Source organism: Bacillus arachidis, from assembly GCF_030285945.1.
Classification (GTDB): Bacteria; Bacillota; Bacilli; order Bacillales; family Bacillaceae_G; genus Bacillus_A; species Bacillus_A arachidis.
Window position 1 is genome coordinate 3,275,186 of sequence record NZ_CP127376.1, and the last position, 26,732, is coordinate 3,301,917.

The 26,732-nt window shown below is 35.5% G+C and carries 23 protein-coding genes; 8 read left to right on the top strand and 15 right to left on the bottom strand.

Annotated features, from left to right (window positions below; translation table 11 throughout):
• Positions 1-135: 135 nt before the first annotated feature.
• Together pepT and QRY57_RS18445 are read right to left on the bottom strand one after the other, a co-directional pair.
• The gene (gene pepT, locus QRY57_RS18440) at positions 136-1,368 is read right to left on the bottom strand and encodes a peptidase T (RefSeq protein WP_098303576.1); all 1,233 of its coding nucleotides are present in this window, start codon (positions 1,366-1,368) and stop codon (positions 136-138) included.
• A gap of 248 nt (positions 1,369-1,616) precedes the next feature.
• Positions 1,617-2,006 carry a VOC family protein gene (locus QRY57_RS18445; protein WP_286015831.1) on the bottom strand — a complete coding sequence of 130 codons (390 nt, stop codon included), beginning with the start codon at positions 2,004-2,006 and terminating at the stop codon, positions 1,617-1,619.
• A 220-nt stretch (positions 2,007-2,226) separates the two neighbouring features.
• On the opposite strand from QRY57_RS18445, the gene QRY57_RS18450 reads away from it, so the two are divergent.
• Together QRY57_RS18450 and QRY57_RS18455 are read left to right on the top strand one after the other, a co-directional pair.
• A complete protein-coding gene (locus QRY57_RS18450; protein ID WP_286015832.1) occupies positions 2,227-3,417 on the top strand; it encodes a DUF2515 domain-containing protein in 1,191 nt (396 codons plus the stop codon).
• Complete coding sequence (locus tag QRY57_RS18455; protein ID WP_231503890.1) at positions 3,314-3,796, top strand: CBO0543 family protein; 483 nt, start codon at positions 3,314-3,316, stop codon at positions 3,794-3,796. Before QRY57_RS18450 ends, QRY57_RS18455 begins: the two co-directional genes overlap by 104 nt.
• Positions 3,797-4,159: 363 nt before the next feature.
• On the opposite strand, the gene QRY57_RS18460 is transcribed toward QRY57_RS18455, so the two are convergent.
• Positions 4,160-4,354, bottom strand: a complete 195-nt coding sequence (locus QRY57_RS18460) for a hypothetical protein (protein ID WP_286015833.1) — start codon at positions 4,352-4,354, stop codon at positions 4,160-4,162.
• Positions 4,355-4,737: 383 nt separating this feature from the next.
• Positions 4,738-6,129, bottom strand: coding sequence for an amino acid permease (locus QRY57_RS18465; RefSeq protein ID WP_026590401.1), 1,392 nt, complete (start codon positions 6,127-6,129; stop codon positions 4,738-4,740).
• Between the two features lie 652 nt (positions 6,130-6,781).
• Here QRY57_RS18465 and QRY57_RS18470 point away from each other — a divergent pair.
• The 6 genes from QRY57_RS18470 to QRY57_RS18495 all read left to right on the top strand — a co-directional run bounded on the left by QRY57_RS18470 (position 6,782) and on the right by QRY57_RS18495 (position 11,752).
• Positions 6,782-8,176 carry a sensor histidine kinase gene (locus QRY57_RS18470; RefSeq protein ID WP_286015834.1) on the top strand — a complete coding sequence of 465 codons (1,395 nt, stop codon included), beginning with the start codon at positions 6,782-6,784 and terminating at the stop codon, positions 8,174-8,176.
• Between the two features lie 240 nt (positions 8,177-8,416).
• Entirely contained in the window at positions 8,417-9,481 is a 1,065-nt protein-coding gene (locus QRY57_RS18475) for an ABC transporter permease (RefSeq protein ID WP_208017152.1), read from the top strand.
• Entirely contained in the window at positions 9,481-10,194 is a 714-nt protein-coding gene (locus QRY57_RS18480) for an ABC transporter ATP-binding protein (protein ID WP_208017151.1), read from the top strand. The genes QRY57_RS18475 and QRY57_RS18480 overlap by 1 nt, the downstream gene beginning before the upstream one ends.
• A 234-nt stretch (positions 10,195-10,428) precedes the next feature.
• Positions 10,429-10,800 (top strand): HsmA family protein, encoded by a 372-nt coding sequence (locus QRY57_RS18485; protein ID WP_090687047.1) that lies wholly within the window; start codon positions 10,429-10,431, stop codon positions 10,798-10,800.
• A gap of 57 nt (positions 10,801-10,857) precedes the next feature.
• Positions 10,858-11,256, top strand: coding sequence for a DUF2871 domain-containing protein (locus tag QRY57_RS18490; protein ID WP_208017177.1), 399 nt, complete (start codon positions 10,858-10,860; stop codon positions 11,254-11,256).
• A gap of 13 nt (positions 11,257-11,269) precedes the next feature.
• Entirely contained in the window at positions 11,270-11,752 is a 483-nt protein-coding gene (locus QRY57_RS18495) for a CcdC family protein (protein ID WP_090687051.1), read from the top strand.
• A gap of 325 nt (positions 11,753-12,077) precedes the next feature.
• On the opposite strand, the gene mutL is transcribed toward QRY57_RS18495, so the two are convergent.
• The 11 genes from mutL to rny all read right to left on the bottom strand — a co-directional run bounded on the left by mutL (position 12,078) and on the right by rny (position 26,654).
• Positions 12,078-14,021, bottom strand: a complete 1,944-nt coding sequence (mutL, locus tag QRY57_RS18500) for a DNA mismatch repair endonuclease MutL (RefSeq protein WP_286015835.1) — start codon at positions 14,019-14,021, stop codon at positions 12,078-12,080.
• An 8-nt stretch (positions 14,022-14,029) separates the two neighbouring features.
• On the bottom strand, positions 14,030-16,699 hold the full coding sequence (mutS, locus tag QRY57_RS18505; RefSeq protein WP_208017148.1) for a DNA mismatch repair protein MutS: 2,670 nt from the start codon (positions 16,697-16,699) through the stop codon (positions 14,030-14,032).
• 170 nt (positions 16,700-16,869) lie between these two features.
• Positions 16,870-17,412 carry an outer spore coat protein CotE gene (gene cotE / locus QRY57_RS18510; RefSeq protein ID WP_026590392.1) on the bottom strand — a complete coding sequence of 181 codons (543 nt, stop codon included), beginning with the start codon at positions 17,410-17,412 and terminating at the stop codon, positions 16,870-16,872.
• A 128-nt stretch (positions 17,413-17,540) separates the two neighbouring features.
• Positions 17,541-17,972, bottom strand: a complete 432-nt coding sequence (locus tag QRY57_RS18515) for a YlbF/YmcA family competence regulator (protein WP_208017147.1) — start codon at positions 17,970-17,972, stop codon at positions 17,541-17,543.
• A gap of 3 nt (positions 17,973-17,975) precedes the next feature.
• On the bottom strand, positions 17,976-19,505 hold the full coding sequence (gene miaB, locus QRY57_RS18520) for a tRNA (N6-isopentenyl adenosine(37)-C2)-methylthiotransferase MiaB (protein WP_026590390.1): 1,530 nt from the start codon (positions 19,503-19,505) through the stop codon (positions 17,976-17,978).
• Between the two features lie 398 nt (positions 19,506-19,903).
• On the bottom strand, positions 19,904-20,770 hold the full coding sequence (locus tag QRY57_RS18525; RefSeq protein ID WP_018764680.1) for a 2-oxoacid:ferredoxin oxidoreductase subunit beta: 867 nt from the start codon (positions 20,768-20,770) through the stop codon (positions 19,904-19,906).
• Entirely contained in the window at positions 20,757-22,514 is a 1,758-nt protein-coding gene (locus QRY57_RS18530) for a 2-oxoacid:acceptor oxidoreductase subunit alpha (protein ID WP_286015836.1), read from the bottom strand. Before QRY57_RS18530 ends, QRY57_RS18525 begins: the two co-directional genes overlap by 14 nt.
• Before the next feature lie 258 nt (positions 22,515-22,772).
• Positions 22,773-23,696: a dipeptidase gene (locus QRY57_RS18535; protein ID WP_286015837.1), complete on the bottom strand. Its 924-nt coding sequence runs from the start codon at positions 23,694-23,696 to the stop codon at positions 22,773-22,775.
• 61 nt (positions 23,697-23,757) lie between these two features.
• Positions 23,758-24,018, bottom strand: a complete 261-nt coding sequence (spoVS, locus tag QRY57_RS18540) for a stage V sporulation protein SpoVS (protein WP_000404341.1) — start codon at positions 24,016-24,018, stop codon at positions 23,758-23,760.
• A 148-nt stretch (positions 24,019-24,166) separates the two neighbouring features.
• Positions 24,167-24,961 carry a TIGR00282 family metallophosphoesterase gene (locus QRY57_RS18545; protein ID WP_003199419.1) on the bottom strand — a complete coding sequence of 265 codons (795 nt, stop codon included), beginning with the start codon at positions 24,959-24,961 and terminating at the stop codon, positions 24,167-24,169.
• 130 nt (positions 24,962-25,091) lie between these two features.
• Positions 25,092-26,654, bottom strand: a complete 1,563-nt coding sequence (gene rny, locus QRY57_RS18550; protein WP_026590387.1) for a ribonuclease Y — start codon at positions 26,652-26,654, stop codon at positions 25,092-25,094.
• Positions 26,655-26,732 lie beyond the last annotated feature (78 nt).

Consider the following 26,732-nt stretch of genomic DNA (forward strand, 5'->3'; position numbering starts at 1 on the left):
AACGAAACTCCCTTTCCTTAAAATACCTTATGTATTCCACATATAGACAAGTACATCATCAATATACCAAAAACTCACAATTGAGAAGTGACAAACGGAAGAAATCCGGGTAGCTCCTATTACCCGGATTTCTTTTTATGCCTGCTCTTCAAATAATCGTGCTATTTCTATAATAACCTGAACAGCCTTTTCCATATTATCTACAGAAACGTATTCAAATTTACCGTGATAGTTTTCACCACCAGTAAAAATGTTTGGGGTTGGCAAGCCCATATATGATAGTTGTGATCCATCCGTTCCCCCACGAATTGGTTGAATATTTGGTTCAATATCAAGTTTTTTCATCGCTTCATACGCGATATCAACAATTTCTCTGACCGGTTCAATTTTCTCAAGCATATTATAGTACTGATCATTCATCTCAAGAATAATATTTTCCTCACCATACTTCTCTTGCATCTGCTTCGTAATATTCGTAATTTTTTCTTTACGAGCCTCAAAGTTTTCACGTTCAAAATCTCGAATGATGTAATGAGATTTACTTTGCTCCACATCACCATTTACAGAAATGAGATGATAGAAACCTTCATATCCCTCTGTATATTCTGGCGCTTCTTCTACTGGTAACTGCGCATGAAACTCCATCGCTAACTTACTTGCATTGAGCATTTTATTTTTTGCTGTTCCAGGGTGCGTATTATTTCCTTTAAAAATAAGTTTTGCACCTGCAGCATTGAAGCTCTCATACTCCAATCCTCCAAGTGGACCTCCGTCCATTGTATAAGCGAAAGATGCTCCAAAAGCCTTCACATCAAAGTGAGATGGTCCACGACCGATTTCTTCATCAGGCGTAAATGCCACTCTAATCTTTCCATGTTTAACTTGTGGGTTATGTAATAAATAATTCATAGCAGTCATAATTTCTGTAAGGCCAGCTTTATCATCAGCACCAAGAAGCGTTGTTCCATCGGTCGTAATTAAAGTGTGACCTTTATATGATGGTAATTCTGGAAATTGTTCTGGATTTAAAATAACATTCAATTCCTTATTCAATGTGATTGCCTTACCATCAAAATTCTCATGAATTTGTGGTTTCACATTCTTCCCTGTAAAATCAGTTGCTGTATCTAAATGAGCTAAAAAACCAATTACAGGAACATTTTTATCTGTATTAGCTGGAAGTGTTGCCATAACATAACCGTTTTCGTCCATCGTTACTTCCGTCAAACCAATTTGTTTTAATTCTTCAACTAGTAATTTCCCAAACTCAATTTGCCCCGGTGTTGATGGTACTGTATGACTTTCTTCATTCGATTGTGTATCTATCTTCACATATCTAGTAAATCTTTCTATAAGCTCTTGTCTCAACTTATTTCACTCCTTTTTCATAAATCTCTCTTTATTATAATCCTCAAGACAAAATATTTAAAAGTTTTTGACTGTAACTAAATTATTATTTCTGTCACATTTCGTATGTTGTCTCCATTGAAAAACACATGCTCTTCCTTAGTTAAAGCATAAAAATGTAAGAGTCTATTTTGAAAACAATACCATCAAAGTAGACTCCTATTATATTTAGATTATTATTAACGGAAACTTGGAACAAACAACTACTTTTATTTCTCTATATGCATAAGTACAATTCTCCATCCATCAGGATCTTCTATCGTAATCCCCTTTTCTTTCCAGTATGGATTTTCTGGTTCAACTTCATAGTGCCCCATTGCACGTAACCTATTATTTACTTTTTCAATTTCACCTTTATCCGGTATATAGAATACAAGTAAATTGTCTTTTGTTGGAGCTGGACATGGGCTACCATTTATATGCCTCGTAAATTCTAAATGATATTCTAGATCAGGTAATCCAAACATAACCCCATCATATCCTTCATGATTATGAAACTCACCGATACGTTTTAAACCTAAACCTTCTTCATAAAATGCAATAACTTCTTCAAATTTATCTGTCGGCCGCGCAATTCTAAACTTGCCCCAGTTCTTCATACTTTTCTCTCCCTATAAAATCTCTTTACATTCATATTTTTAATATAAGTGAATTCAATGTTCATTACATCCCCCATTAGTACGAAGATAAGCGAATATATAAAATGCAAATTACTTGAAATACAGAGTACTACACATTAATTTATACTTTGCGTAATAAAATAGTAATAACCATTCTATCAAACTACTTTTTAAATCCATGTTAATGGGAGGAACTGGTATGTATAAAAACGATCGAGAAAGAAAATGGAACGGTCCTTCCAAAGCAATCCCACTTTCTCTTTTAGAAGTAAAAAATGAGCTGAAGAAAAAAAGTAAACTCAAACAAATTCCTATTAAAACATGTAAATTAACAAAAGAAGAGAAAATACTAATTCGTGAAATTAAAGAGCGAACAACACAACTAAACAAAAATAATGTGACGAGAACACGCGCTTATTATCAGTTTTACCTTCGTCATCCTGAGATACACTGGGCTCTCCTTGGACATATGGTATCGCGTAATGGTGGTTGGAATATGACAGATTTAAAAGGAGATTTATACACAAAACTATTATCGGAAAAAGATCAACTTACCTATTTCTCTTTTTTAGAGCGGGGAAACTGGTTAATCTTCCAAGATGTGTATCCACAATTTTTACTATATGAACAAAGTCTCAATAGATCTAAAACTCTCTTTTACCTTCTTCCCTATCTCAATGTCTCAACGTTTATGGAAACGATGTGGAACCATTTTTGGAAAACGGACAATCGCTATACATTAACTATAGCAATGATTATTAACGAACAAAGCTATTTAGAAAAAAGAGTCATTCAAAATGACCACTTTAAAAAGACCGTACTAAATAGCGTTGGCTTTCAATTCTTTGATTTCTTCCATTTTAATCATATCCTTTTTCCATACTATGAGGATGAGACCAAACAAAAAACATCGCTATTTGGTGATACAATGAAACACTTCACCTCCTTACATGAACGGATTTTACTAGGCAAACGTTTGTACTCATTATTGTTTCGTAATGAGAAAACCTTATCAAAAGTAATAAATTGGGCTCATGATCATCCGCATACTGCTTCACGAAAAGACTACTGGCCCCATTTATTTTCTGATGTAAATGAATCATTTTCTCGGGAATTTTATAAACGAAGAACAAAAAAATGTCAACTCAGAAAAGGTGCAAATCGTTTATACAGTCCTCAATTAATATATGCATGGAAAGATTTAGATCATGAAGATGCCGAGAAAGGAGACTGGTTTGAAGATTGGCATATCGTAGACTATTTCATTGAAAAGGGAGAAAATATAAATGGAAAGATCGAGGATAACTATTGCAAAACACTTGAAAAAATTGAACTTGCAATTCTTACGAAAAAAAACATCCTTCTCCGAGATGAAGAAACTGAAAAGTAATTATCTACCGTTTGTAATCACGATAATTCTTTCTTGTTTCATCGGAACATATTTAGACTTTCTATTTGTTAGCAAACAAATGTACACATTCCCAGTCAGGCCATTCCCAAATACATTTACAATTAATGTAGCTTTTACATTATTGATATTGCCAGCCTTTACTGCTTTATTCTTGCTCATAGCAAAGAAATTATCTCCATTTTCAAGAATTCTATTTATTGTTTCAATAGGTGTTTGCGCAAATATATCAGAGCAGATTGCCGAAAATGTAGGATTATTCACCCATAGTAAGAACTGGCATCATTCGTATTCCTTGTTTGGGTATATGCTTTTCCTGTTCTTCATATGGAATTTTTATCGATGGTTAAAAACGAAATGACGATATTACAATATAGAAAATTACATATTATTAATTAACCTGCGAGATTACTGTTCGTTCTAATTCCCTCCCTTATCAGCAGTCTTATTATCGATTGAATTAGAATTAAGATGTTAACCTTTTTGAGTTATACACTAAGTATTTCCCTGTTTGAATTTAGCATAGTTTTCCCTGTTCATTCCCAACTATGAATATATTTACTCATTCTACAATGTGAATAGTGGTAACTATACATATATACAAATTGAATGCCCACTATTATAGGAATAGAGCTTCTTTAGGTTAAAGAATGATGGCTCTCAATCTTTGTAAAAATACACATTCCATTTCATTTAGGCTACCTACTTATCGAAAATGGAAAGACTACAAAACAGTAACCGCATACCAAGTAACTCCTAAGAGAAGACTTAAAACTAGGACGATATAAATAGCAGACAAGTTCGTCACATTCTGCTTCGTGGACTGACCGTAATGATGCTCCGCGTTTCTTGCAACTAACATCGTTCCTAAAAGTGATACAATTACAATAATAATAACTAATGAAATTGCAAATTCCATTGGCTTTCTCTCCTCTAAAACCAGTCTATTTGAACAGAAAATCGAACCGTTCAACTTAAAAAATTTTATATTTTTGGATGAGAACATAACCAAGATCCTTAAAGCATACTACCTTTCTCTATTATAATAAGGGATGTTTATTCAAGAAGGACCATCCACTTCTACAATTTTTTGCTCATCCACTTTACAAGTGAAAACTGGTATTTCTCAGTAATTGCTATCACTAAAAAATTAAAAAACAATACAAAAAAGCAAACAACCTAATGAGTCTTTCTCATCGGTTGTTTGCTTGATATGAGCTCTCAAATACATTTAAGCTTTTATTCCTATATCAAAAATTTTTAATGTCATTAATAAGAGCAATGCTTACCAAACGACGCGAATTAACGGTTAATAACTTCATTCTCTGTCTGAACATCAACTGGAACACGTTTTCCTATTCCAAAAGCATAAAAACTAATGACAACGATTGCTAGGAAAACGATACCTACAATAAGTGAAATTCGTGTATCTTCATTGAACCACATACCGATTAATACCATAATTAAAAAGGCAATCGTTAAATAATTTGTAACAGGCGCAAAAGGCATTTTGAACGGATGATTTTCCATTTCAGCTCCTTTTGCTTTTCTAAATCGAATTTGACTAATCAGGATGACAAACCACGGAACCATACCAGGAAGTACACTTGCGCTGTATACATACACGAATAAGTTTTTTGGTGCAATATAACTTAAAACAACGCCAACTGCTAAACCAATTAACACACCAACCGTACCAAATAAAGGTACACCGTTACGGGAAATTTTCGCAAAGTATTTTGGCGCTTGTCCATTCACCCCTAATGTATAAAGCATACGTCCTGCACTGTAAATACCACTGTTACAGCCAGACATTGCAGCTGTGATTACGACAAAGTTAATCAATCCAGCTGCTGCTGTAATCCCAACTTTCGCAAAAGTTGCCACAAACGGGCTACCAATTGAATTTAGTTGATCCCAAGGATAAACAGTTACAATAACAAAAATTGCACCAATATAGAAGATTAAAATACGCCAAATCGTACTTTGAATTGCTTTTGTTAACGTTTTTTTCGGATCTTTTGCTTCGCCAGCTGTAATCCCAATTAATTCGACACCTTGATAAGCCCCAACCACTAGTGATAAAGCAAAGAAGAATCCTGACCAGCCACCTGTAAAGAAGCCGCCATTTTCCCAAAGATTAGATAACCCAATTGCATTCCCTCCGTTACCCAATCCGAAGAAAATAAGTCCAAACCCTGCAATAATCATTAACATAATGGTAACGATTTTAATCATTGCAAACCAAAATTCAAACTCACCAAATGATTTAACAGAAATTAAATTCGCCGCACCAAGAATCACCATTGTTATGATACCTGGCACCCAAGCAGGTAGATCTGGGAACCAGTACTGCATGTATGCCCCAACCGCTATAATTTCTGACATTCCAACAATTACCCACTGAAACCAGTTACTCCACGCCGTCATATACCCTGCTAATGGATGTATATACTTATGGCCAAATGTCGCAAATGAACCTGTTCCCGGCTCTACATACAACATTTCTCCCATCGCACGCATAATAAAAAATATAAAAATTCCGGCAATCGCATAAGCAAGCATTACTGATGGGCCTGTCCATTGAATCGTGCTGGCCGACCCCATAAATAAACCAACACCAATTGTGCCACCTAAGGCAATCATTTGAATGTGACGCGCTTCTAATCCCCTTTTTAGTTCTTTATTTGCCACTCGATTTCCTCCTCATCCACTATTCATAAGTGAGATACAATACTACAATTCCTATTAAGTAAAAAATAATAAGCAAGCGTCACTTTTTTTCTCTCTCTGAAAAGCTGCCCCTAAAATCCTTTTACTCCCCTTCGATCATTCGCAATAATCAGAAAAATAAACCCATCTTCCTTTCATCATAAAATTACAAAATTACTTATTTTATAATAATTTATCTTTCTGAGAAACACAATTATTTTTTGAAAAATTATTATATACAAATTATTAGAAAATAATAACTATATTGGTAATTTAAAACAAAACTACAACCCCCAAAAAATCATATCATTCACATTACAAATGAACTAAAAAACTTAATTGTAATAACATGTTCATCTTCTGTTCATAAACATTTCTTATTCTACAAAAGTGAAAGGAGGAACACTTATACTTATTACATTTTTGACTTTGTTGGATTTTTCAATCTCTTATATCATTTGTAGCCATCATTTTTATAAAGTGAAACTTCCATCAGTTGGATTTTTCCCCTTATCCCCTACTGTTCAGTCACATGCCAGCAGTCAACTCCCTCCTATCTTCTGTGTTTTCTCAAAATCTTGATACGGAGGACTTACTTTCAAAAAATAGAACGATAAATTAGAGGTGAAAAAATATGCGCTCGTTATATTCTAGATTTGTTATCATATCAGTTTTTATTATGCTGGTTAGTAGTATATTGGCATTTTTACTTACAAATGTATATTATCATGTTTATTTAAAGCCATATAACAGCGAGAAAATTTTAAAATATGCACAAGAAGTAAAATATTTATATGAGAAAAATACAGAACAAAATAAAGATGATTATTTACAGTCTATTTCTAACCTTGGCTTTGAAGTCTACCTAGTAGACGATAAAAAACAAGGCAAGCGGTACAGTGATAATTTCAAGAAAATGAATATTAGCGAAGAGACACTTGAACATGTATTAAAAGGAAATATATACAATGGAATTGCAACGTACCCGAATCGTTTATTTGCTACTGGCTTTTTTGATAATACACTTTTAAATAGTATTGGGATTCCTATCGAAAACAATGGTAAGGTTTATGCGCTATTTATTCGTCCGGATATTCAACATCAATTTGGAGAATTACGTATTTTCTATGCTGTTTTATTAGGACTGATTATTATAATTAGTCTAATTTGTATCGCGGTAGCTACACGCTTTGTCGTTCGCCCTATTCAAAGATTTACATATGCGACAAAAGAGGTTGCAAGTGGTAACTATGATTTAGCACTACCAGAAAATCGCAAAGACGAACTTGGTACACTTGCAACTAGCTTTCGCAAGATGGCCCAAAAATTGCAGAATGTAGATCGGATGCGACAAGAATTTGTTTCGAATGTTTCACATGAATTTCAGTCTCCCCTCTCATCTATTCAGGGATTTTCCAAGACATTACAAACAAATGATTTAACGGGAGCGGAACAGAAACATTACTTAGAAATCATTGAATCAGAAAGTCGCCGATTGTCCAGTTTATGTAAACAATTATTAATGCTAGCTTCACTTGATAAACAAGATCTTACTTTACTTAAACAGCCTTTTAATCTAGGAAAGCAAATAAGGGATATTATTTTTATGCTTGAGTGGGAATGGAGAACAAAAGATCTTGCAGTTGAAATGGATGTTCCTAACATGCAAATTTACGGAGATGAAAACTTGCTCTATCAAGTATGGACCAACTTGTTTACCAATAGTATTAAATTTACAGAAAGTGCTGGGACAATTTCATTTGAAGCGGAAGAGCTAGACACAGAATGGCATATTTCGATTACTGATATGGGTATTGGTATACCCGAGAATGAAGTAAAAAAAATATTTGATCGATTTCATAAAGTTGATACTGCCCGAAATAGAAAAGTAAATGGCAGCGGATTAGGTCTTTCTATTGTAAAAAAAGTGATTGACCTTCATGAAGGAGCAATAACAGTTGATAGTGAGCTTGGAAAAGGAACGACCTTCTCTATTTACCTTCCGAAACAACAAGAAGGAACTATATAAATCCATTTTAATTATTTCAACATATAAGTCGTTGCTATGTAGAATAAAAAGCTTTCTCTCTGACCGCTTCTATGCGTGGCCAGATGCTCTTGCTCACCTAAAAAAAGGGGGGATGTCGTTACTTCAGTTTGTATTTATATATAAATTGTAAACTCTTCTTTTGTAACCTGTTGTTCATATTCCGTTCATATTTCCTCTTTATGATAAGAACATAGAACAAAACAAGGAGGAACGAACCTAATGTTTTTAGCACTTAAAGAATTAAAACAATCGAAATTACGATACGGATTAATTGGTACAATCATGATGTTATTATCATTTCTTGTACTTATTATATCAGGTCTAGCAAATGGTTTATCACATGCTAATGCTTCTTCTTTTATCGAAATGAAAGCAGACAAGTTTATAGTATCAGATGATGTAGATGGTAAATTATTACGCTCCCAAATCAAGAAAGAAGATGTAGATAAAGTATTAGCACAGGTTGATGCAAAAGATGCTATTCCGATGCATATTAAAGTGGCGACATTTGAAAAAGAAGGAAACTCAAATAAAGTTGATGTTGCCATTTTCTCAAGTAAACAAGATTCATTCATTGCCCCAAAAGTTATTGAAGGAAAAAACGGTACGTTAGAAAACAATGAAGTTGTTGTTGATGAATCTATCAAGCAAAAAGGGATCAAACTTGGAGATGAGCTAGTAGAACCTATTTCTAAAAAGACTTTCAAAGTTGTCGGATTCTCGCAAAATCAAATGTTTAGTCATTCACCTGTTGTTCATATGAATGAAAATGCATGGGATGCTATTGCACTTCCACATCAAAAAGATTACAGTGTAATTGCTCTAAATACTGATAAAAAAATCGATAATGCAAAAGTTATTGATAAAAAAGAAGTATTACAAAGTATTCCAGGTTATAAAGAAGAACAAGGAACATTAACGATGATTATTGGGTTTTTACTTGCAATTTCAGCATTGTTAATTGGTGTTTTCTTCTATGTCATTACATTACAAAAAACACATCAATTAGGTGTATTAAAAGCAATCGGAACAAAAAACTCATATTTAGCAAAAACTTTAGTTGTACAATCTATATTCTTAACTGGCGTTGCTCTTATCATCGGCATTGGCCTAATCTTTGCTGTAGAAGCTATTCTACCAGCTAGTATGCCGTTCTTATTAACAACAACAACAATCTTGCAATATATAGGTGTCTTTATCTTAATTAGTATACTGGGTACACTAATTTCTCTATATCAAGTATTGAAAGTAGATGCATTAGAAGCAATCGGAGGTGGCATGTAATGGTAACAGAATTAAAATGGGATAACTCATCGTCATTATTAAAGTTGGATCAAGTAAGTAAAGTATATGGCGATGGAGATACAGAAGTAACTGCTCTGCACCCAATTACATTAGATGTAAAAGAAGGCGAGTTTATCGGTATTGTTGGTCCATCTGGTTCAGGAAAAAGTACATTGCTTTCCATTGCAGGGGCACTTTTATCTCCTTCAAAAGGAAATATCTATGTTTCTGGTCAAAACATAACAAGTTTATCAGAAAAAGAAATGACCGATATTCGTTTAAGAAAAATTGGATTTATATTTCAATTTGCAAACCTCGTACCTTTCTTAACAGTGAAAGAGCAACTCTTATATATCGCTAAGTTAAAGGGAGAAGATAAAAAAGAAGCTGGTAAATTGGCAGAACAATTACTGAACACTTTTGGATTATCACATCGAATGAATCATTATCCAAACCAACTTTCAGGTGGGGAAAAACAGCGGGTAGCCATTGCTCGTGCATTTATGAATAATCCAGATTTAATTTTAGCTGATGAACCTACTGCTAGTCTTGACTCAAAACGTGCTAGAGAAGTAGTTGAACGAATGAAAGTTGAAGTTAAGAAAAATAAAAAAGCAGCGATTATGATTACACACGATGAAAAAATGCTTGATGTATGTGATCGAATTTTAACACTTCGCGATGGAAAATTACTACGAGAAAACGAAGTGTAAGAAAACATGTACAATAACAGTAGTCTAAAAAACTTTCTTATCCCTAGTCAAATAGGAGATAAGAAAGTTTTTTTTCATTAACAGCACATTTTAATTTTTTGTTTACATCACAATTGAATCCCAATATAATAATTCACCAAACTTCATATGTAATATTGCGTTCATATTCTATTCATAATTCTCATGTAACATATTTTATATAAGGAACATGACAGTTAGAAAGGAATGATGAACGTGTTGGCATCTGCTATTACATGTATTACAGCTGCACTCATTTTTTATACAATTGGCGTATGGAGTGAAAAATTCCAAAAGACATTAAAACCTTGGCATGTCGTCATTTTTTGGCTCGGACTCGTATGTGATACACTCGGAACGACTTTAATGGAAAAGATGGCAGAAGCAGGATCCCTATTCAGTTTCCACGGAATCACAGGTCTAGCAGCCATTTTACTGATGTTATTCCATGCTGTTTGGGCAACAATTGTGTTAATCAAAAAAGATACAAAAATGATGACAACATTCCACAAGCTAAGTATTATCGTCTGGTTCATTTGGCTAATCCCATATATTTCTGGCCTTATATACGGAATGACAAACCACTAATAATCGCAGCCTACTATCCAAAAATAAACATTGCTAATACTACCTAGGAGGTATATGATGAAAAAGTTATACAATGCAGCATTCACTTATTTAATTATCGGTTTATTATCAGGTGTATTTGCGAGAGAATATTCAAAAGCGCAAGGAATTCAAGGTACTACATCGTTATACAAGTTGCACACACATGTGCTAGTTCTTGGATTTTTATTCTTCTTACTCGCCTTTGCCCTATCAAAATCATTTGCATTCTATAAAGAAAAAAGTTTTAACATGTGGTTTATCCTCTATAATTTAGGATTAGTTTTAACAGTTGGTTCAATGGCGGCCCGCGGACTCCTTCAACTCAATGGGGCTGATTTTAAAGGGTTAAGTCATATTGCGGGAATGTCTCATACGATCATTGGTGCCGCTCTCGTTTGGTTTATGATTCTATTAAAAAAATCGTTCAAAGGATAAAAGGAGGTCAAACATGAGCTTAGCTGTTTTATCAAGTATCATTGCTCTGTGTATGGCTGTTGGAATGATGTTTCTTCGCTTAAAATCAGCAAAGAAACCTGTAACACTTAAAAAAATTGTACTCCCTCCAATTTTTATGAGTACGGGAGCATGCATGTACTTCTTACCAGAATTTCGCTTAACATCATCTGAAATTCTCGAAGCAGTTATTGTTGGTTTATTTTTCTCTATTTTTCTTATTAAAACATCAAAATTTGAAATTCGCGGAAAAGACATCTATTTAATACCTTCTAAAGCATTTATCTTTATTTTAGTTGGTTTACTAGCTGTCCGCCTCGGTATGAAAGAATATTTAAGTCAATCAATTGATTTAGGACAATTAAGCGGTATGTTCTTCTTACTCGCTTTTGCGATGATCGTCTCTTGGAGAATTGGAATGTACCGTTCATTTATAAAATTGCAGCGGGAAATACAGTTTGTAGACAGAAGCCTTTAATGGAAAAACACATCTCTAAATAACCTGAGCCTGATACAATATCGGACTCAGGTTATTTATTTTCCTTTAAAACCGTTTATGAATGTATAGATGAGCTTCACACATACTTCCTATACATCATCTTCCTATCAATAGTACCCTTATTGTAAAAATAAACATCGCAACAAACAAAAAAGAAGCGATTTATTTTATCACTTCTTTTTCTTCACCTAATATTCCCTCGAAATAACAGACAAAAAAATCTATTATTGCATGTCCATTCCATCTTTCCTATTCACTACTTATTTTCATTGCAGTAAAGGTAATTTCCCTCAACACACCTATCCTACATCACCCGTTTAAACATCTTTTCCAGTTCATACGTCGAATGATGTACAAGGATTGGTCTACCATGTGGACATGTGTAAGGATTTGTTGTTGTGCGCAATTCTTCTAGCAAAGCAAAAATTTGATCGTTCGTTAAATATTGATTTGCTTTAATCGATGCTTTACAGCTCATCATAATGGCTGCTTCTTCACGCAGTTTTTTTATATCAACTTTTTTTAGCTTTACGACTTGCTGCATCATTTCGTCTATGATTTCTGTTTCCTGACCTTTCGGGAACCACGTTGGATGCGAACGAACAATAAAGGATTGGTGGCCGAATTGCTCTAGGAACAATCCTACCTTTTTCAATTCTTCTAATTGTTCTTCGACACGTAGGAATTCAGTAAGGGATAAATCAATACGATATGGTACAAGTAACTCCTGTACTTCTTGCCCAACTTGACCTACTTTATCACGGAAATACTCATAATTGATTCGCTCTTGCGCCGCATGTTGGTCAATCATATATAACCCTTTATCATTTTGAGCGAAAATATAAGTTCCGTGCATTTGTCCAATTGGATAAAGCGGTGGTAAATCGTTTCCGTTCATTTTAATCTCTTCGACCTCTTGAATCTCTTCTTCTAATTCCTCTAATTCAAAGTCTTCTTCACTGCTATCCCATTCTTGTTCTTCTTGAACCTTTTCTTCAATTAGCGATTTAGAAGTTGGTTGCCAACTTTCTTCTCTTACAAGTGATTGTGGTGGCTGCCATTCTTGCTTCGGCTGTTGCCAAAGTTGCGGCGCTGGCGTTTGTTTTATTGTACTTACTTCTTGCTTCTCATCCATCCCAGTTGGTAAGACGATATTAGGCATTGGTGGTTCTTTTGGTTTTGTATGTTCAAAATGAAATTGCTCTTGTACACTTTCATCTTTTTCTTTTTTCTTCGTTGTAACACCAGCATCTGGAATGAGCTGCACTTTTTTAAACGCGTCTTGCAATGTTTTTTCAATGAGTTGCAGTAACTCCTGTTCTTTACTGAAGCGTACTTCTAACTTAGCTGGATGAACGTTAACATCTACTAACATTGGGTCCATCTCGATTGATAAGAAACCAATTGGATAGCGGCCAACTGGAAGCAATGTGTGATACCCTTGCTGAATAGCTTTCATTAATACATAATTCCGAACGTAACGACCATTTACAATCGTTGACATATAGTTACGAGATGCTCTCGTTACTTCAGGTAGCGTTACATAACCACGAATCGTAAAATCTAATGATTCTGCTTCAATTGGAATCAATTTTTTCGCAACTTGAATACTGTAAATGGCTGCAAGTACTTGTCTTACATCACCATTCCCAGAAGTGTGTAACAGCTTCTTCTCATTATGAAACAATTTCAAAGATACTCCTGGATGGGACATCGCAATACGATATACAATGTCTGTAATATTCCCAAGCTCTGTATGAATTGTTTTCATATATTTAAGGCGCGCTGGTGTGTTAAAAAACAGGTTTTGAACCGTAATATCTGTCCCTTTACGGCTCGCTGTTTTTTCCTGCTTTATAATGTCTCCACCTTTAATAATAAGATGTGTACCTGGTGCATCTCCTGTGCTTGTGATTAACTCTAATTCACTAACAGATGCGATACTTGGTAATGCCTCACCGCGGAAGCCAAGCGTTCTGATACGAAACAGATCATTTTCATCTTTAATTTTGCTTGTTGCATGTCGTTCAAAGGCAACAATACAATCTTCCTCAACAATGCCATCTCCATTATCAATGATGCGAATTTTCGATAATCCAGCTTCTTCTAAGTGGATTTCAATAGATGTACTATTCGCATCGATGGAATTTTCGACAAGTTCTTTTACAACTGAAGCAGGGCGTTCGACTACTTCCCCTGCCGCAATTAAATTAGAGAGTTGGTCATCGAGTTTGCGAATTTTCCCCATCTACTTACTCATCCTTTCTTTAACTTTTTTTGTAAACGATACAATTCATTTAATGCTTCTAGAGGCGTCATATCAAGTAAATCAATTTTTTTAATTTGTGTTAAGACAGCCGTTTCTTTTTGATCCAGTACAGGGTTTTCTTGTTTTTTAGGAGATTGTTCTGCCGCAAAGAACGAAAGCTGTGATTCTGCTTCTTCGTTCTTCTCTGGTAGTGTCTCTACCTCTTCTTTTATTACAACTGGTTCTTGTACCTTTTCTTCTTGAATTTTGACTTCTGCACGTTTCGGAATAATGATTTCCTCTTGTCCTTCTAACTGCGCTAATACTTCTTTTGCACGAGCAATTAAACTATCTGGAAGCTCCGCAAGTTGTGCAACATGAATACCATAACTTTTATCTGCTGCACCGTCTTGAATTTTATGCAAGAAGACAACTTTTCCGTTTTCTTCAATAGCCGAAACATGTACATTTTTAAGGTGTGTTAAACTTTCTTCTAACACTGTTAATTCATGATAGTGTGTCGAGAATAGCGTCTTTGCACCAATTTGATCATGAATATGTTCAATAATTGCTTGTGCAAGCGCCATACCGTCATACGTAGATGTACCACGGCCAATTTCATCAAATAAAATTAAACTTCTTTCTGATGCATTCGCAATTGCATTTTTCGCTTCTAACATTTCAACCATAAATGTACTTTGACCTGAAATTAAATCATCTGCTGCACCAATTCTCGTAAAGATTTGATCGAAGACTGGTAATACAGCTTCTGTTGCTGGTACAAAACAACCGATTTGCGACATAACAGTAACAAGTGCTAATTGACGCATATACGTACTCTTACCAGACATGTTTGGACCTGTAATTAAAAAGACATCCATATTTTCTGGCATCACACAATCATTCGGAACATACAATTTGCCGTTCAATACTTTTTCCACAACAGGATGGCGACCATCTTTTATAAAGATTTCACGCTTATCTGTTAAAACTGGTTTTACAAATTGTTCTTCTTCACTCACTGTCGCGAAGCTTTGCAGTACATCTAGTTCACTAATAACTTTCGCTAGATGCTGTAATTTCGGAATAAATACTTTTACTTCTTCACGTAGTGAAGTAAACAAATCATATTCCAGCTGTACAATTTTTTCCTCTGCCTCTAAAATCAATGTTTCTTTTTCTTTTAATTCATCTGTAATAAAGCGTTCCGCATTTGCAAGCGTCTGTTTGCGTTCATAACGCCCTTCTGGGAGCGAAGCGAGGTTTGCCTTTGTCACTTCAATATAGTAGCCGAAAATACGGTTATAACCAATCTTTAATGATTTAATTCCTGTAATATCACGCTCACGTTTTTCAAGTTCTGCAATCCACGTTTTTCCGTTCTTACTAACATAGCGATATTGATCTAACTGGTCATTATAGCCATCTTTTATAATATCACCGTCTTTTATAGAAAGCGGTGGATTTTCTTGAATACTTCTGCCTAGTAATTCTGTTAGACTTTCACATGGATCAGCGCCTTGAATTAATCTTGCTGCATAAGAATTGTCTAATAAACTAATCGCCTCTAAAATAGCTGGCACTTGCAGAAGTGAACGTCTTAATTGCAGTAAATCACGTGCATTTACATTACCATATGCAACTTTCCCTGCTAAACGCTCTAAATCATACACTTCTTTTAGTTTTTCTTTTAAATCTTCACGTAAGAAATAGTCATTCACAAACGTTTCAACCATTTCTAAACGTTCCTCAATCTTTTCTTTTTGTATAAGCGGGCGTTCCATCCACTGTTTTAACATACGACCGCCCATCGCTGTTTTTGTTTTATCTAATAGCCATAATAAAGAGCCCATTTTTTCTTTTGTTCGAAGTGTTTCTGTTAACTCTAAGTTACGCTTTGAATGTACATCAATTTTCATAAATTGATTTGTATAATAAATATCTACAGGCTGCAGATGATCTAATGAACGTTTTTGTGTTCTTAATACATAATTTAATAAGCGTCCTACTGCTGTAACTAATTTCGTTTGGGTTACATTTTTCACAAGATGCTCTAATCCTTCAGGAACTTTCGTTTCATCTTCATAAGAGATTGTCATCTTTAATGTTTCTGTCAACTTATTTAGCTCATCTTTTGAAAATGTAGAATCTACAACAATTTCTTTTGAACCTGTTGCGTATACTTCCAACAAGACATCTTCTACAGAACCTGTTAACAATGTTACCGTATTTTGTCCTGTTGTTAAATCATTACAAGCTAGTGCATAAGAACCATCTTCAAAATGAGTTAACGCTGCTAAGAAGTTGTTTTCTTTCTCATCAATTGTGCGCCCTTCCATCATCGTTCCTGGCGTAATCAATTGAACAACTTCACGACGTACAACACCTTTTGCTGTTTTCGGATCTTCTACTTGTTCACAAACCGCAACCTTATATCCTTTTTCAACGAGCTGTTCAATATAATTTTTTGCTGCATGATACGGTACACCACACATCGGTATACGATCACTACTCCCACCATCTCGGCTCGTTAATGTGATTTCAAGCTCGTGTGCTGCTTTAACCGCGTCTTCAAAAAACATTTCATAAAAATCACCTAATCTAAAAAATAAAAAGGCATCTTGATAGTCTGCCTTGACCTTTAAATATTGTTGTATCATCGGGGTATACTGAGCCATTTGTTTCCTCCATACTTCATAAAAATGTGCTATATATTTATATGCCGCACTTCACGGACACTCTCATCTCCTCTTTTGGGAGTCTCTCTTCATTATAGCACATTTTTATCTTGAAACATGTTCATTCACATCATGTAAAAAGCTAGGAAGAGTTTCTCCCTAGCTTTCTATTATTCTTCTTCTGCATCTACAATAAAGTTTGGATCTAACTCTTCAAATTCATCGTCATCTACTTCAAAATTATCCTCAGCCTCTGGACATCCATCTGGATTTACATTTACACACATTTTTGTTTCACCGACCACTTCAGTTACAAATTCACGCTCTACAGTTACAACAATTTTGTTACCATTTGGTGAAACGATTGCTTCTAAACAATTAGGATGTTGAATAACACGAGTAATAATTTCTAAATCTTCACCCGAAAAGTTTTTGTCACGATATCCAACATTGATTTCATCCGTGTAACTAACACGTTCTGTTACAACTTCTGTTTTTGTGTTTTCATTAAATGAATACCACGTATTCACATCGTAGTATCCTTCAATTTCTACAGACTTCCCATTCTTTCTTGCTTCATATGTGTGATTAATTACCCAACATCCGAGAATACTCGTCGGTTCATGATTTGATTCACATGTATGCGTTGACTTTGTATACCTACGTCCTTTTCCTACTACTGCCTTTGTAATAATCTCTCTAAATTCGGACATTCGGAACCCTCCTCAATCAATATTCACTTAATCATATGCGTGACAATAGCGGAATGTGTCATTCTTTTTTTGACAAAAGACTATAGAGTAGAATAAAAACAAAAAAAGATGTCCATAAGACATCTCTCTTAACAACCACAGTTTCCTTTTTTACTCTCTACTTCAGCACCTGTTTCACCTTTTAACACATTGCCACCAGTTGAAATTAAAATTTCATCTGTTACGTTATTAGAAATGGTACTTGCTACAAGCTGCAGTAAATCATTTACATATGTTTGTGAAGATTTAAATTCCTGTACAACCGGAATGCTATCAAGTTTATCTTGCAGAGCATCTATTTCCGCTTCTACTTTTTTCAATGCTTCCCATTTCCCATAATGCTGCAGGTTTACTGCTTGTTTTTGCAGTACTTTAATTTCATCTATTGCACGTTTGACATTTTCATTTTTATGAATTTGTGCTTCCGCGCGTTTAAAGAAATCTACTTCTTCTGTTTCAGAAATCATTTTCGCCAATTCTTTTGCTTGCTCAACAATTTCATCTTTTGTATAAACTTTCATCTATTATTTCACCTCGATCGGCTCCTCAACCAATTCCCCGTTTAGAGACCAAGTTTTTGCTTCCGTTACTCTTACTTTCACAAGTTGACCAATTGCAGATTTTGGAGCTACGAAGTTTACCAGCTTATTAGTACGTGTATAACCTGCAAGTACATCAGGGTTATTTTTACTTTCTCCATCAACTAATACTTCAACAATTTTACCTTTATATCGTTTATTCTTTTCTATAGAATATTCATTAACTAGTGCATTTAAACGTTGTAAACGCTCTTTTTTGACTTCCATCGGTACATTATCCTTCATTTTTGCAGCAGGTGTACCTTCACGTGGAGAATAAATAAATGTAAATGCACTGTCAAAACCTACTTCGCGATATAACGACATCGTTTCTTCAAATTGCTCGTCTGTTTCATTTGGGAAACCAACGATAATATCAGTTGTTAATACGGCATCAGGAATCGCCTCTTTAATTTTACGTACAAGTTCTAAATAATGTTCCCGTGAATATTTACGTGCCATAATCTTTAGCATATCTGTACTTCCAGATTGCACTGGTAAGTGGATATGTTCAACTAAATTACCGCCTTTTCCAAGCACTTCAATTAAGTGATCATCAAAATCACGTGGGTGACTTGTTGTAAAGCGAACACGTGCTATATCAATTTTACGAAGTTCATCCATTAAATCGCCAAGACCATATTCTAAATCTTCAAAGTCTTTACCATATGCGTTTACGTTCTGACCAAGCAACGTAATTTCTTTATATCCATTTGCAGCTAAATGACGAATTTCATTAATAATATCTTCTGGACGGCGACTACGTTCTTTGCCACGTGTATACGGTACGATGCAATATGTACAGAATTTGTCGCATCCATACATAATGTTTACCCATGCTTTAATATCACCACGACGGACTTTCGGAAGGTTTTCAATTACATCTCCTTCTTTAGACCATACTTCAACAACTGTTGCTTTTGAGAACATCGCATCCTTTAAAATGTACGGTAAACGGTGAATATTATGTGTACCAAATACCATATCTACATGCTGGTTTTTTTGCATAATTTTGTTTACAACGGATTCTTCTTGAGACATACAACCACACACACCGATTAAAAGATCCGGATTTCTTTGTTTTAATGGTTTTAAATGTCCAAGTTCCCCAAATACTTTATTCTCAGCGTTTTCACGAATAGCACAAGTATTTAATAGAATCACATCTGCATCTTCTGTCGAAAATGTTGGTTCATATCCAAGCGCTGTAAAAATACCAGCCATTACTTCTGTATCATGCTCATTCATTTGACATCCATAAGTACGGATATAAAACTTTCTTCCTGCACCAAAGTTACGAAACTCTTCTGGCAAACCAAAATCACGTTCAATTTTAACTTCTTCTTTGCCGCGCTTTTTCGCATCTTTTAAAGAAGGCGGCTGATATACACTTTCAAAGTATTTACTGTAATCTTTTTCTCCTTTTTTCATAGAAGAATTGGCTTGTTGACTTGCTAATCGTTGTTGCTCGTTCATGGGTAATCTCCTTTCAACCTTAACTCTACACACTCTGTAGTCCATTTTGATGACAATTAGACCCATCTTAAAGATTAGGATAGTTTGAGAGATAGCTTGCCCCTTTGAAACTCGAGTAGTCGATCTAACCATCCGTAAGAATGGAGTCCTCCCGACACCAATAGACATTCCCTTTTTTGTTGTTTTAACTTTGTCCTAAAAAACATATTACTTTATTCCTATACACACTATCATAGTATAAGATGTTTAGCCAAATTTAACAACAAAGAGACCATACCATACCCACTTACTTCAGCGCACAAACCCATTTATCTAACAAGACGATACACTTATTATTTTAACATTCTGAATTTTATAGGTGAATAAAAAAGCTGCCATTAAGCAGCTTTTTATTACGATTACATAAACTCAGCAACGAGTTCATCAAACATTTTTTGATCCATTTGTAAATCAGCCTGCACTAAAGGTTTTTCACTATATCCCTTTACAAGTTCTTGATAAGAAGGCTGTTCTGTATTTTGATAAATTAAACCCGTTACTAAACCTTTGTTTTCCATTAATGTTTGCATAGCAATCATACGATTAGATGGATCGTATCCTTCGACTGTACTTAGTTTTGTTAAATTCTCTTTAAACCAGTCATACGTATTTACTTTATTATAAGTTACACATGGACTGAATACGTTAATTAAAGAGAACCCTTTATGCTGAATACCAGCTTCGATAAGCTGTGTTAATTCTTTTAAGTCACTTGAAAAGCTTTGCGCCACAAATGTCGCACCAGCTGTTAATGCCATTTCCATTACAGATAATGCTGGTTCAATTGAACCTTGCGGTGTACTTTTCGTTTTAAAGCCGGCTTCACTACGTGGTGAAGTTTGACCTTTTGTTAAACCGTAAATTTGGTTATCCATAACGATGTAAGTAATGTCAATGTTACGACGAATCGAATGAATTGTATGTCCCATACCGATTGCGAAGCCATCTCCGTCACCACCAGATGCGATAACTGTTAAATCACGGTTTGCCATTTTCACGCCTTGTGCAATTGGCAGTGCACGTCCATGAATACTATGAACGCCATATGAATTAATGTAACCCGAAATACGACCCGAACAGCCAATTCCAGAAATAACAGCTAATTCATCTGGGTTTAAACCAACGTTAGCTGCTGCACGTTGAATTGCAGCTTGCACCGAGAAGTCTCCGCAACCTGGACACCAGTTTGGTTTTACACTGTTACGAAAGTCCTTAAATGTTGCCATTTAATACAACCCCTTTTTTGCATTCGTTGTAAATTTCTTTTGGTAGGAATGGATTCCCGTCATATTTTAACAGACTAGAAATTTTCTCACCATTGCCAAGATTCATTTTCATAATGTTAGTAAGCTGACCAGTTGCATTGTTTTCTACTACAACAACGCGTTTTGCTCCCTTCACAAGTGGAAGAATTTCATCAGTTGGGAACGGATGAATTAAACGAACGTGAGCATGATTTACTTTTAATCCTTCTTGCTCTAAGCGCTCCATCGCTTCTTCAATTGCACCACGAGTAGAGTTAAAGCCAACTAACAATACATCAGCGTCATCATACTTAGCATTTTTGTAAACAGGGGTATTAAACTTTAAATTCTCCATTTTACGGAAACGTTTGTCCATTTGTGCTTTACGATTTAGTGATGATTCAGAAGGTTTACCAGTTTCATCATGCTCTACACCTGTCACATGGTGAATACCATTTTTCATACCAGGTAAAACGCGTGGCGAAATACCATCTTCTGTCACTTCGTAACGTTTAAAGTAAGCTTTATTTTCACGCTCTGGTAACTCTGCTTGTAAATCAAGCTTACCGCGGCGAATTTCTACTCTATCTAACTTCAGTGGTTCTACAGTTTGCTTTCCTAAAGAAAGCTGTAAATCTGTTAAGAAAATCACAGGAACTTGGTATTCTTCCGCTAAGTTAAACGCTTCTACGATATCATAGAACGCTTCTTCAACAGTACTTGGTGCCATTACGATTTTTGGAATTTCCCCATGTGTACCGTAAATCATCGCCATTAAATCAGACTGCTCTTGTTTTGTTGGTAAACCAGTACTTGGGCCACCACGTTGTGTATCTATGATAACAAGAGGTGTTTCTGTAATACCAGCTAAACCAATTGCTTCCATCATTAAAGATAGACCTGGTCCTGCTGATGCTGTTAATGTACGTACACCAGCATAGTTCGCACCAATTGCCATTGTACAAGCGGCAATTTCATCCTCTGTTTGGATGACTGTTCCGCCTACTTTTGGTAATTTTTTAATTAAGTATTCCATAATTTCAGATGCAGGTGTAATTGGATATGCTGACATAAAACGTGCACCGCCAGCTACTGCACCAAATGCAATTGCATCGTTACCGATCATAAACATACGTTTTTGACCATCAGCTTTTTCAAGCTGCATCATATTTACTTTTTCACCAAGTAATTCTTTCATATATTGAGAGCCGCGTTTGATTGCTTCCATATTCTTCTGAACGACTTGCTCTCCCTTGCGACCGAAAATTTCTTCAACAACTTCTAAATATACAGTTTCATCTAATCCTAATACCGCACTAGATGCTCCAACGGCAACCATGTTTTTCATTAATGATGTCCCTAATTCAGAGGCAATATCTGTAAAAGGTATTGCATATAAATTCACACCTGCACTTTCTGGTATAGTTGGATTAAATTTTGCATCTGCAACAACAATTCCACCCGGGCGTAATTCGTGGAAGTTAAAGTCAATTGTTTCTTGATCAAATGCAATTAAAATATCTAAATCATCAGATATCGCACGTACTTCAGTTGTACTTACGCGAATTTTATTATTTGTATGACCACCTTTAATTCGTGATGAAAAGTGGCGGTAACCGTATAGGTAATACCCTAAGCGGTTTAATGCAATACAGAAAATTTCTCCTGTACTTTCAATCCCTTCACCTTGTTGTCCTCCAACTTTCCATGAAAGTTGACTAATCATCTCCTACACCCCTTTTGGCTGCATTCATTGTAGTGTATTTTTTTACAGTAATAGTGTAGCACTTTTTGTGCAAAGAAACTACAATGGACGCAAATTATACCTCTTCAGACTTCCCTGAATCTTTTGCATAATCTTAATTCGTCTACAATTCTAGCCTTACAATGAAAAAAATGCAATGATTTGGCCTGATTTTTATTAAACTTTTTAACTTTTCTAACTATTTGAATTTAAATTTAAAAGACAATATAAAATAAGCATCTAGAAAAGAATGTGATTAATGAAATTATCATATAAAAACCTTTTGACATTTGTTTCACTGTATCGCTTACTCAGTTCATTGATTACACATTCATAATGTCGATACGCCTCTACACCGACAACCATTTTTGTAATACCATCAAAATCCGAACCAAACCCTATATTACGCTCTCCTCCAAGTGAACAAATATGCTCCACATGTCGTAATATGTCATCTATATAAGCAGGCCTTTGATTGCTTAAAAACTCCGGAACGAAAGTTACACCAATTACACCATCTTTTTGAATAAGTGCTTGTACTTGTTCATTTTTCAAATTACGCGGGTGTTGACAAAGCTCATAACAATTTGAATGTGATGCAATTGGATATTGGGCAATTTCTATCACATCCCAAAAACCTTTTTCGTTTAAGTGAGACACATCTGTCCATAAACGAAACGAATTCAGTTCTTCTACAACCTTCTTACCAAACGTAGTAAGTCCTGCTCCTCTCGTTTCAAGTGCTCCATCAGCTAATAAATTCGCATGATTCCAAGTGAGTCCCATAGATCGAACTCCTAAGCGATAGAGCGTGAGCAATTTCATCATTTCTTTTCCAATTGGTTCGCCGCCCTCTAATGTTAAAATGGCACCAATTTCATTGGGTCCTAACTGCTCTATGTCTTTTTTTGTTTGAATCAATTTCATATTTGGTAGCGATAATACCTGCTTATAAAATATATCTACCATAGCTAGCGCGGCTTCAAAACGTTGTTCATATGGCACTGTTTCTGGGACATATATCGCAAAGCATTGAACGCTTCCTTTTCTTTTTTCCAGTTGTTCAAATGTAATATGTAAAGAGGGATCGTTTTGAAAATCCTTCTTTCCTTTTGAACTCCATAGTTGCCATAATACATCACAATGTGCATCAAAAACTTTCACTTTCATCCCCCTTCCTCATAAAAACAACCTGTTTGCATAAAAGCAAACAGGTTGTTTAAACTTAACGAGGTTCTACAATTAATTTTATTGCTGTACGTTCTTCACCATCAATCATAATGTCTGTAAAAGCCGGAATACAAATTAAATCTAAACCACTAGGCGCTACAAATCCTCTTGCAATTGCTACTGCCTTCACGGCTTGATTTAATGCACCTGCGCCAATAGCTTGGATTTCTGCTGTTCCGCGTTCGCGGATAACCCCAGCAAGTGCACCGGCTACAGAGTTAGGGACCGAAGTTGCTTTAACTTTTAATATTTCCATTCCTCGTTTCCTCCTCGTTTCTTTAAAAAGTATTAGCGATTATTTCACTTTAACTTATATTCACGAGGAAAGACATGTATTCCTGCTTAATTTCTGTAATTTTTCTAAAAAATTAAAATATAATGTTTTTTCTAACTTTTAAATTATATTATTCAAAAAATGGCTGATCATCATTGATTAAAATACGTTCAATTTTTTTAGCTTTTCCAGTATTTGGATCAACATCAATTAACACTGCGCTTAACTGTGTTCTTCCATTTGTTACTTCAAAACGTACAGGTAAATTCGTTAAAAACTTCTTCAGTACAGCTTCACGATCCATCCCTAAAATTCCATCATATGGACCAGTCATTCCAACATCTGTAATGTAAGCTGTCCCACTTGGTAAAATACGATTATCTGCTGTTGGAACATGCGTATGTGTCCCTACTACCGCTGTAGCACGTCCGTCTACATACCAACCAAGTGCTTGTTTTTCACTTGTTGTCTCAGCATGAAAATCAATAAAGATAATATTTGTGCGCTTTTTCGCAATGTTAATTAATTCATCCACTTTTCGGAACGGACAATCAATTGGCGGAAGGAACGTACGTCCTTGTAAGTTAATTACTGCTACTTCTGTACCGTTACAATTTACAAAAATAAGTCCTTTTCCTGGTGTTCCCTCCGGAAAGTTGGCTGGTCTTGCAAGATATTTAGCATCATCAATAAATTCAAACACTTCACGGTTATCCCAAGCATGATTCCCAAGTGTAACTGCTTGTGCACCGCACTCTAAAAAGTTCCGGTAAATTTTCTCTGTAATACCACGACCACCTGCAGCATTTTCTCCATTAATAATTGTTACAGTAGGCGTATATTTTTTCTTTAACGCTGGTACGTATTGTTGAATCATACCTCTTCCAGGGGACCCTACTACATCTCCAACAAATAAAATTCTCATATGTCTTACCCTTTCTATGTACTGCTTATTTTATTACTATCCGCAAATAGCGAGATCAAAGTTGTTTCCAAACAATTTATTTTATATTGCCCAATCCCAACACAAAAAAATAAAGTGGTGCTTCACCACTTTATTTTGCGTATTCCACTGCACGTGTTTCACGAATAACAGTTACTTTGATATGTCCTGGATAATCCAGTTCATTTTCAATACGTTTTCGAATATCCCGCGCTAAACGATGAGCTTCTAAATCATCGATTGTATCAGGTTTTACCAAGATGCGAACTTCACGTCCTGCTTGAATTGCAAAAGATTTTTCTACTCCTTCATAGGATTCTGAAATCTCTTCTAACTTCTCAAGACGACGAATATAGTTTTCAAGTGTTTCACTACGAGCTCCTGGTCTTGCAGCTGATAACGCATCTGCTGCCGCAACTAAAACCGCAATGATGGAAGTTGGTTCTGTATCACCATGGTGAGATGCGATACTATTAATAACAACCGGATGCTCTTTATATTTCGTTGCGAGTTCAACACCAATTTCAACGTGACTACCTTCTACTTCGTGGTCAATTGCTTTTCCAATATCATGCAACAGACCTGCTCGTCTCGCTAATTTTTCGTCCTCGCCAAGCTCCGCTGCCATCAGTCCTGTTAAGTACGCTACTTCCATAGAGTGTTTCAACACGTTTTGTCCATAACTTGTACGGTATTTCAAACGACCTAAAATCTTAATTAAGTCTGGATGTAATCCGTGGACACCTACTTCAAACGTTGTTTGTTCCCCAACTTCGCGAATGTACTCATCCACTTCACGTCTCGATTTTTCGACCATTTCCTCAATACGCGCTGGGTGAATACGTCCATCCTGTACGAGCTTATCAAGAGCGATACGAGCTGTTTCACGACGAATTGGATCGAATCCTGATAGAATTACCGCTTCTGGCGTATCATCAATAATAAGGTCAATACCCGTTAACGTTTCTAACGTACGAATATTACGACCTTCGCGTCCGATAATACGTCCCTTCATTTCGTCATTTGGAAGATTTACAACCGAAACGGTTGTTTCAGCAACATGATCAGCCGCACATCTTTGCATTGCAAGAGATAAAATCTCTTTTGCTTTCTTATCCGCTTCTTCTTTCGCACGAACTTCACTTTCTTTTACCATAACGGCAATTTCATGAGAAATTTCACTTTCCACTTTCCCTAAAATGATCGCTTTCGCTTGTTCGCGTGTCAGATTGGAAATGCGCTCTAATTCTGTTTGTTGCTTTTGAACTAACTCTCCCACTTTGCTTTCCAACTCTTCAATCTGTTGTTGTCTCGCTACAAGAGATTCCTCTTTCTTTTCTAACATTTGCTCGCGTTTATCGAGCGTTTCGTCTTTACGATCAAGGTTCTCTTCTTTTTGCATTAAACGATTTTCTTGTTTTTGTAATTCGCTTCTACGGTCACGAATTTCTAATTCAGCTTCTGTACGAAGTGTATGAATTTCATCCTTTGCTTCTAAAAGCGCTTCTTTTTTTAGTGCTTCTGCTTCGCGATTCGCATCGTCTAAAATACGTCTCGCTTCATTCGCTGCACCATTAATCTTCGCTTCTGCAATAGACTTTCGAACAAAAAAGCCAACAACTGCACCGACTGTTGCAAGCAAAATGGAGATGAGTATCCAAACTGTACTACTCATGATTTCACCTCCCCTTGCTATGAATGAAAAAAGACTGTCGGCATGTACATTGAATTGCAACGTACAGCAAAGACCGTC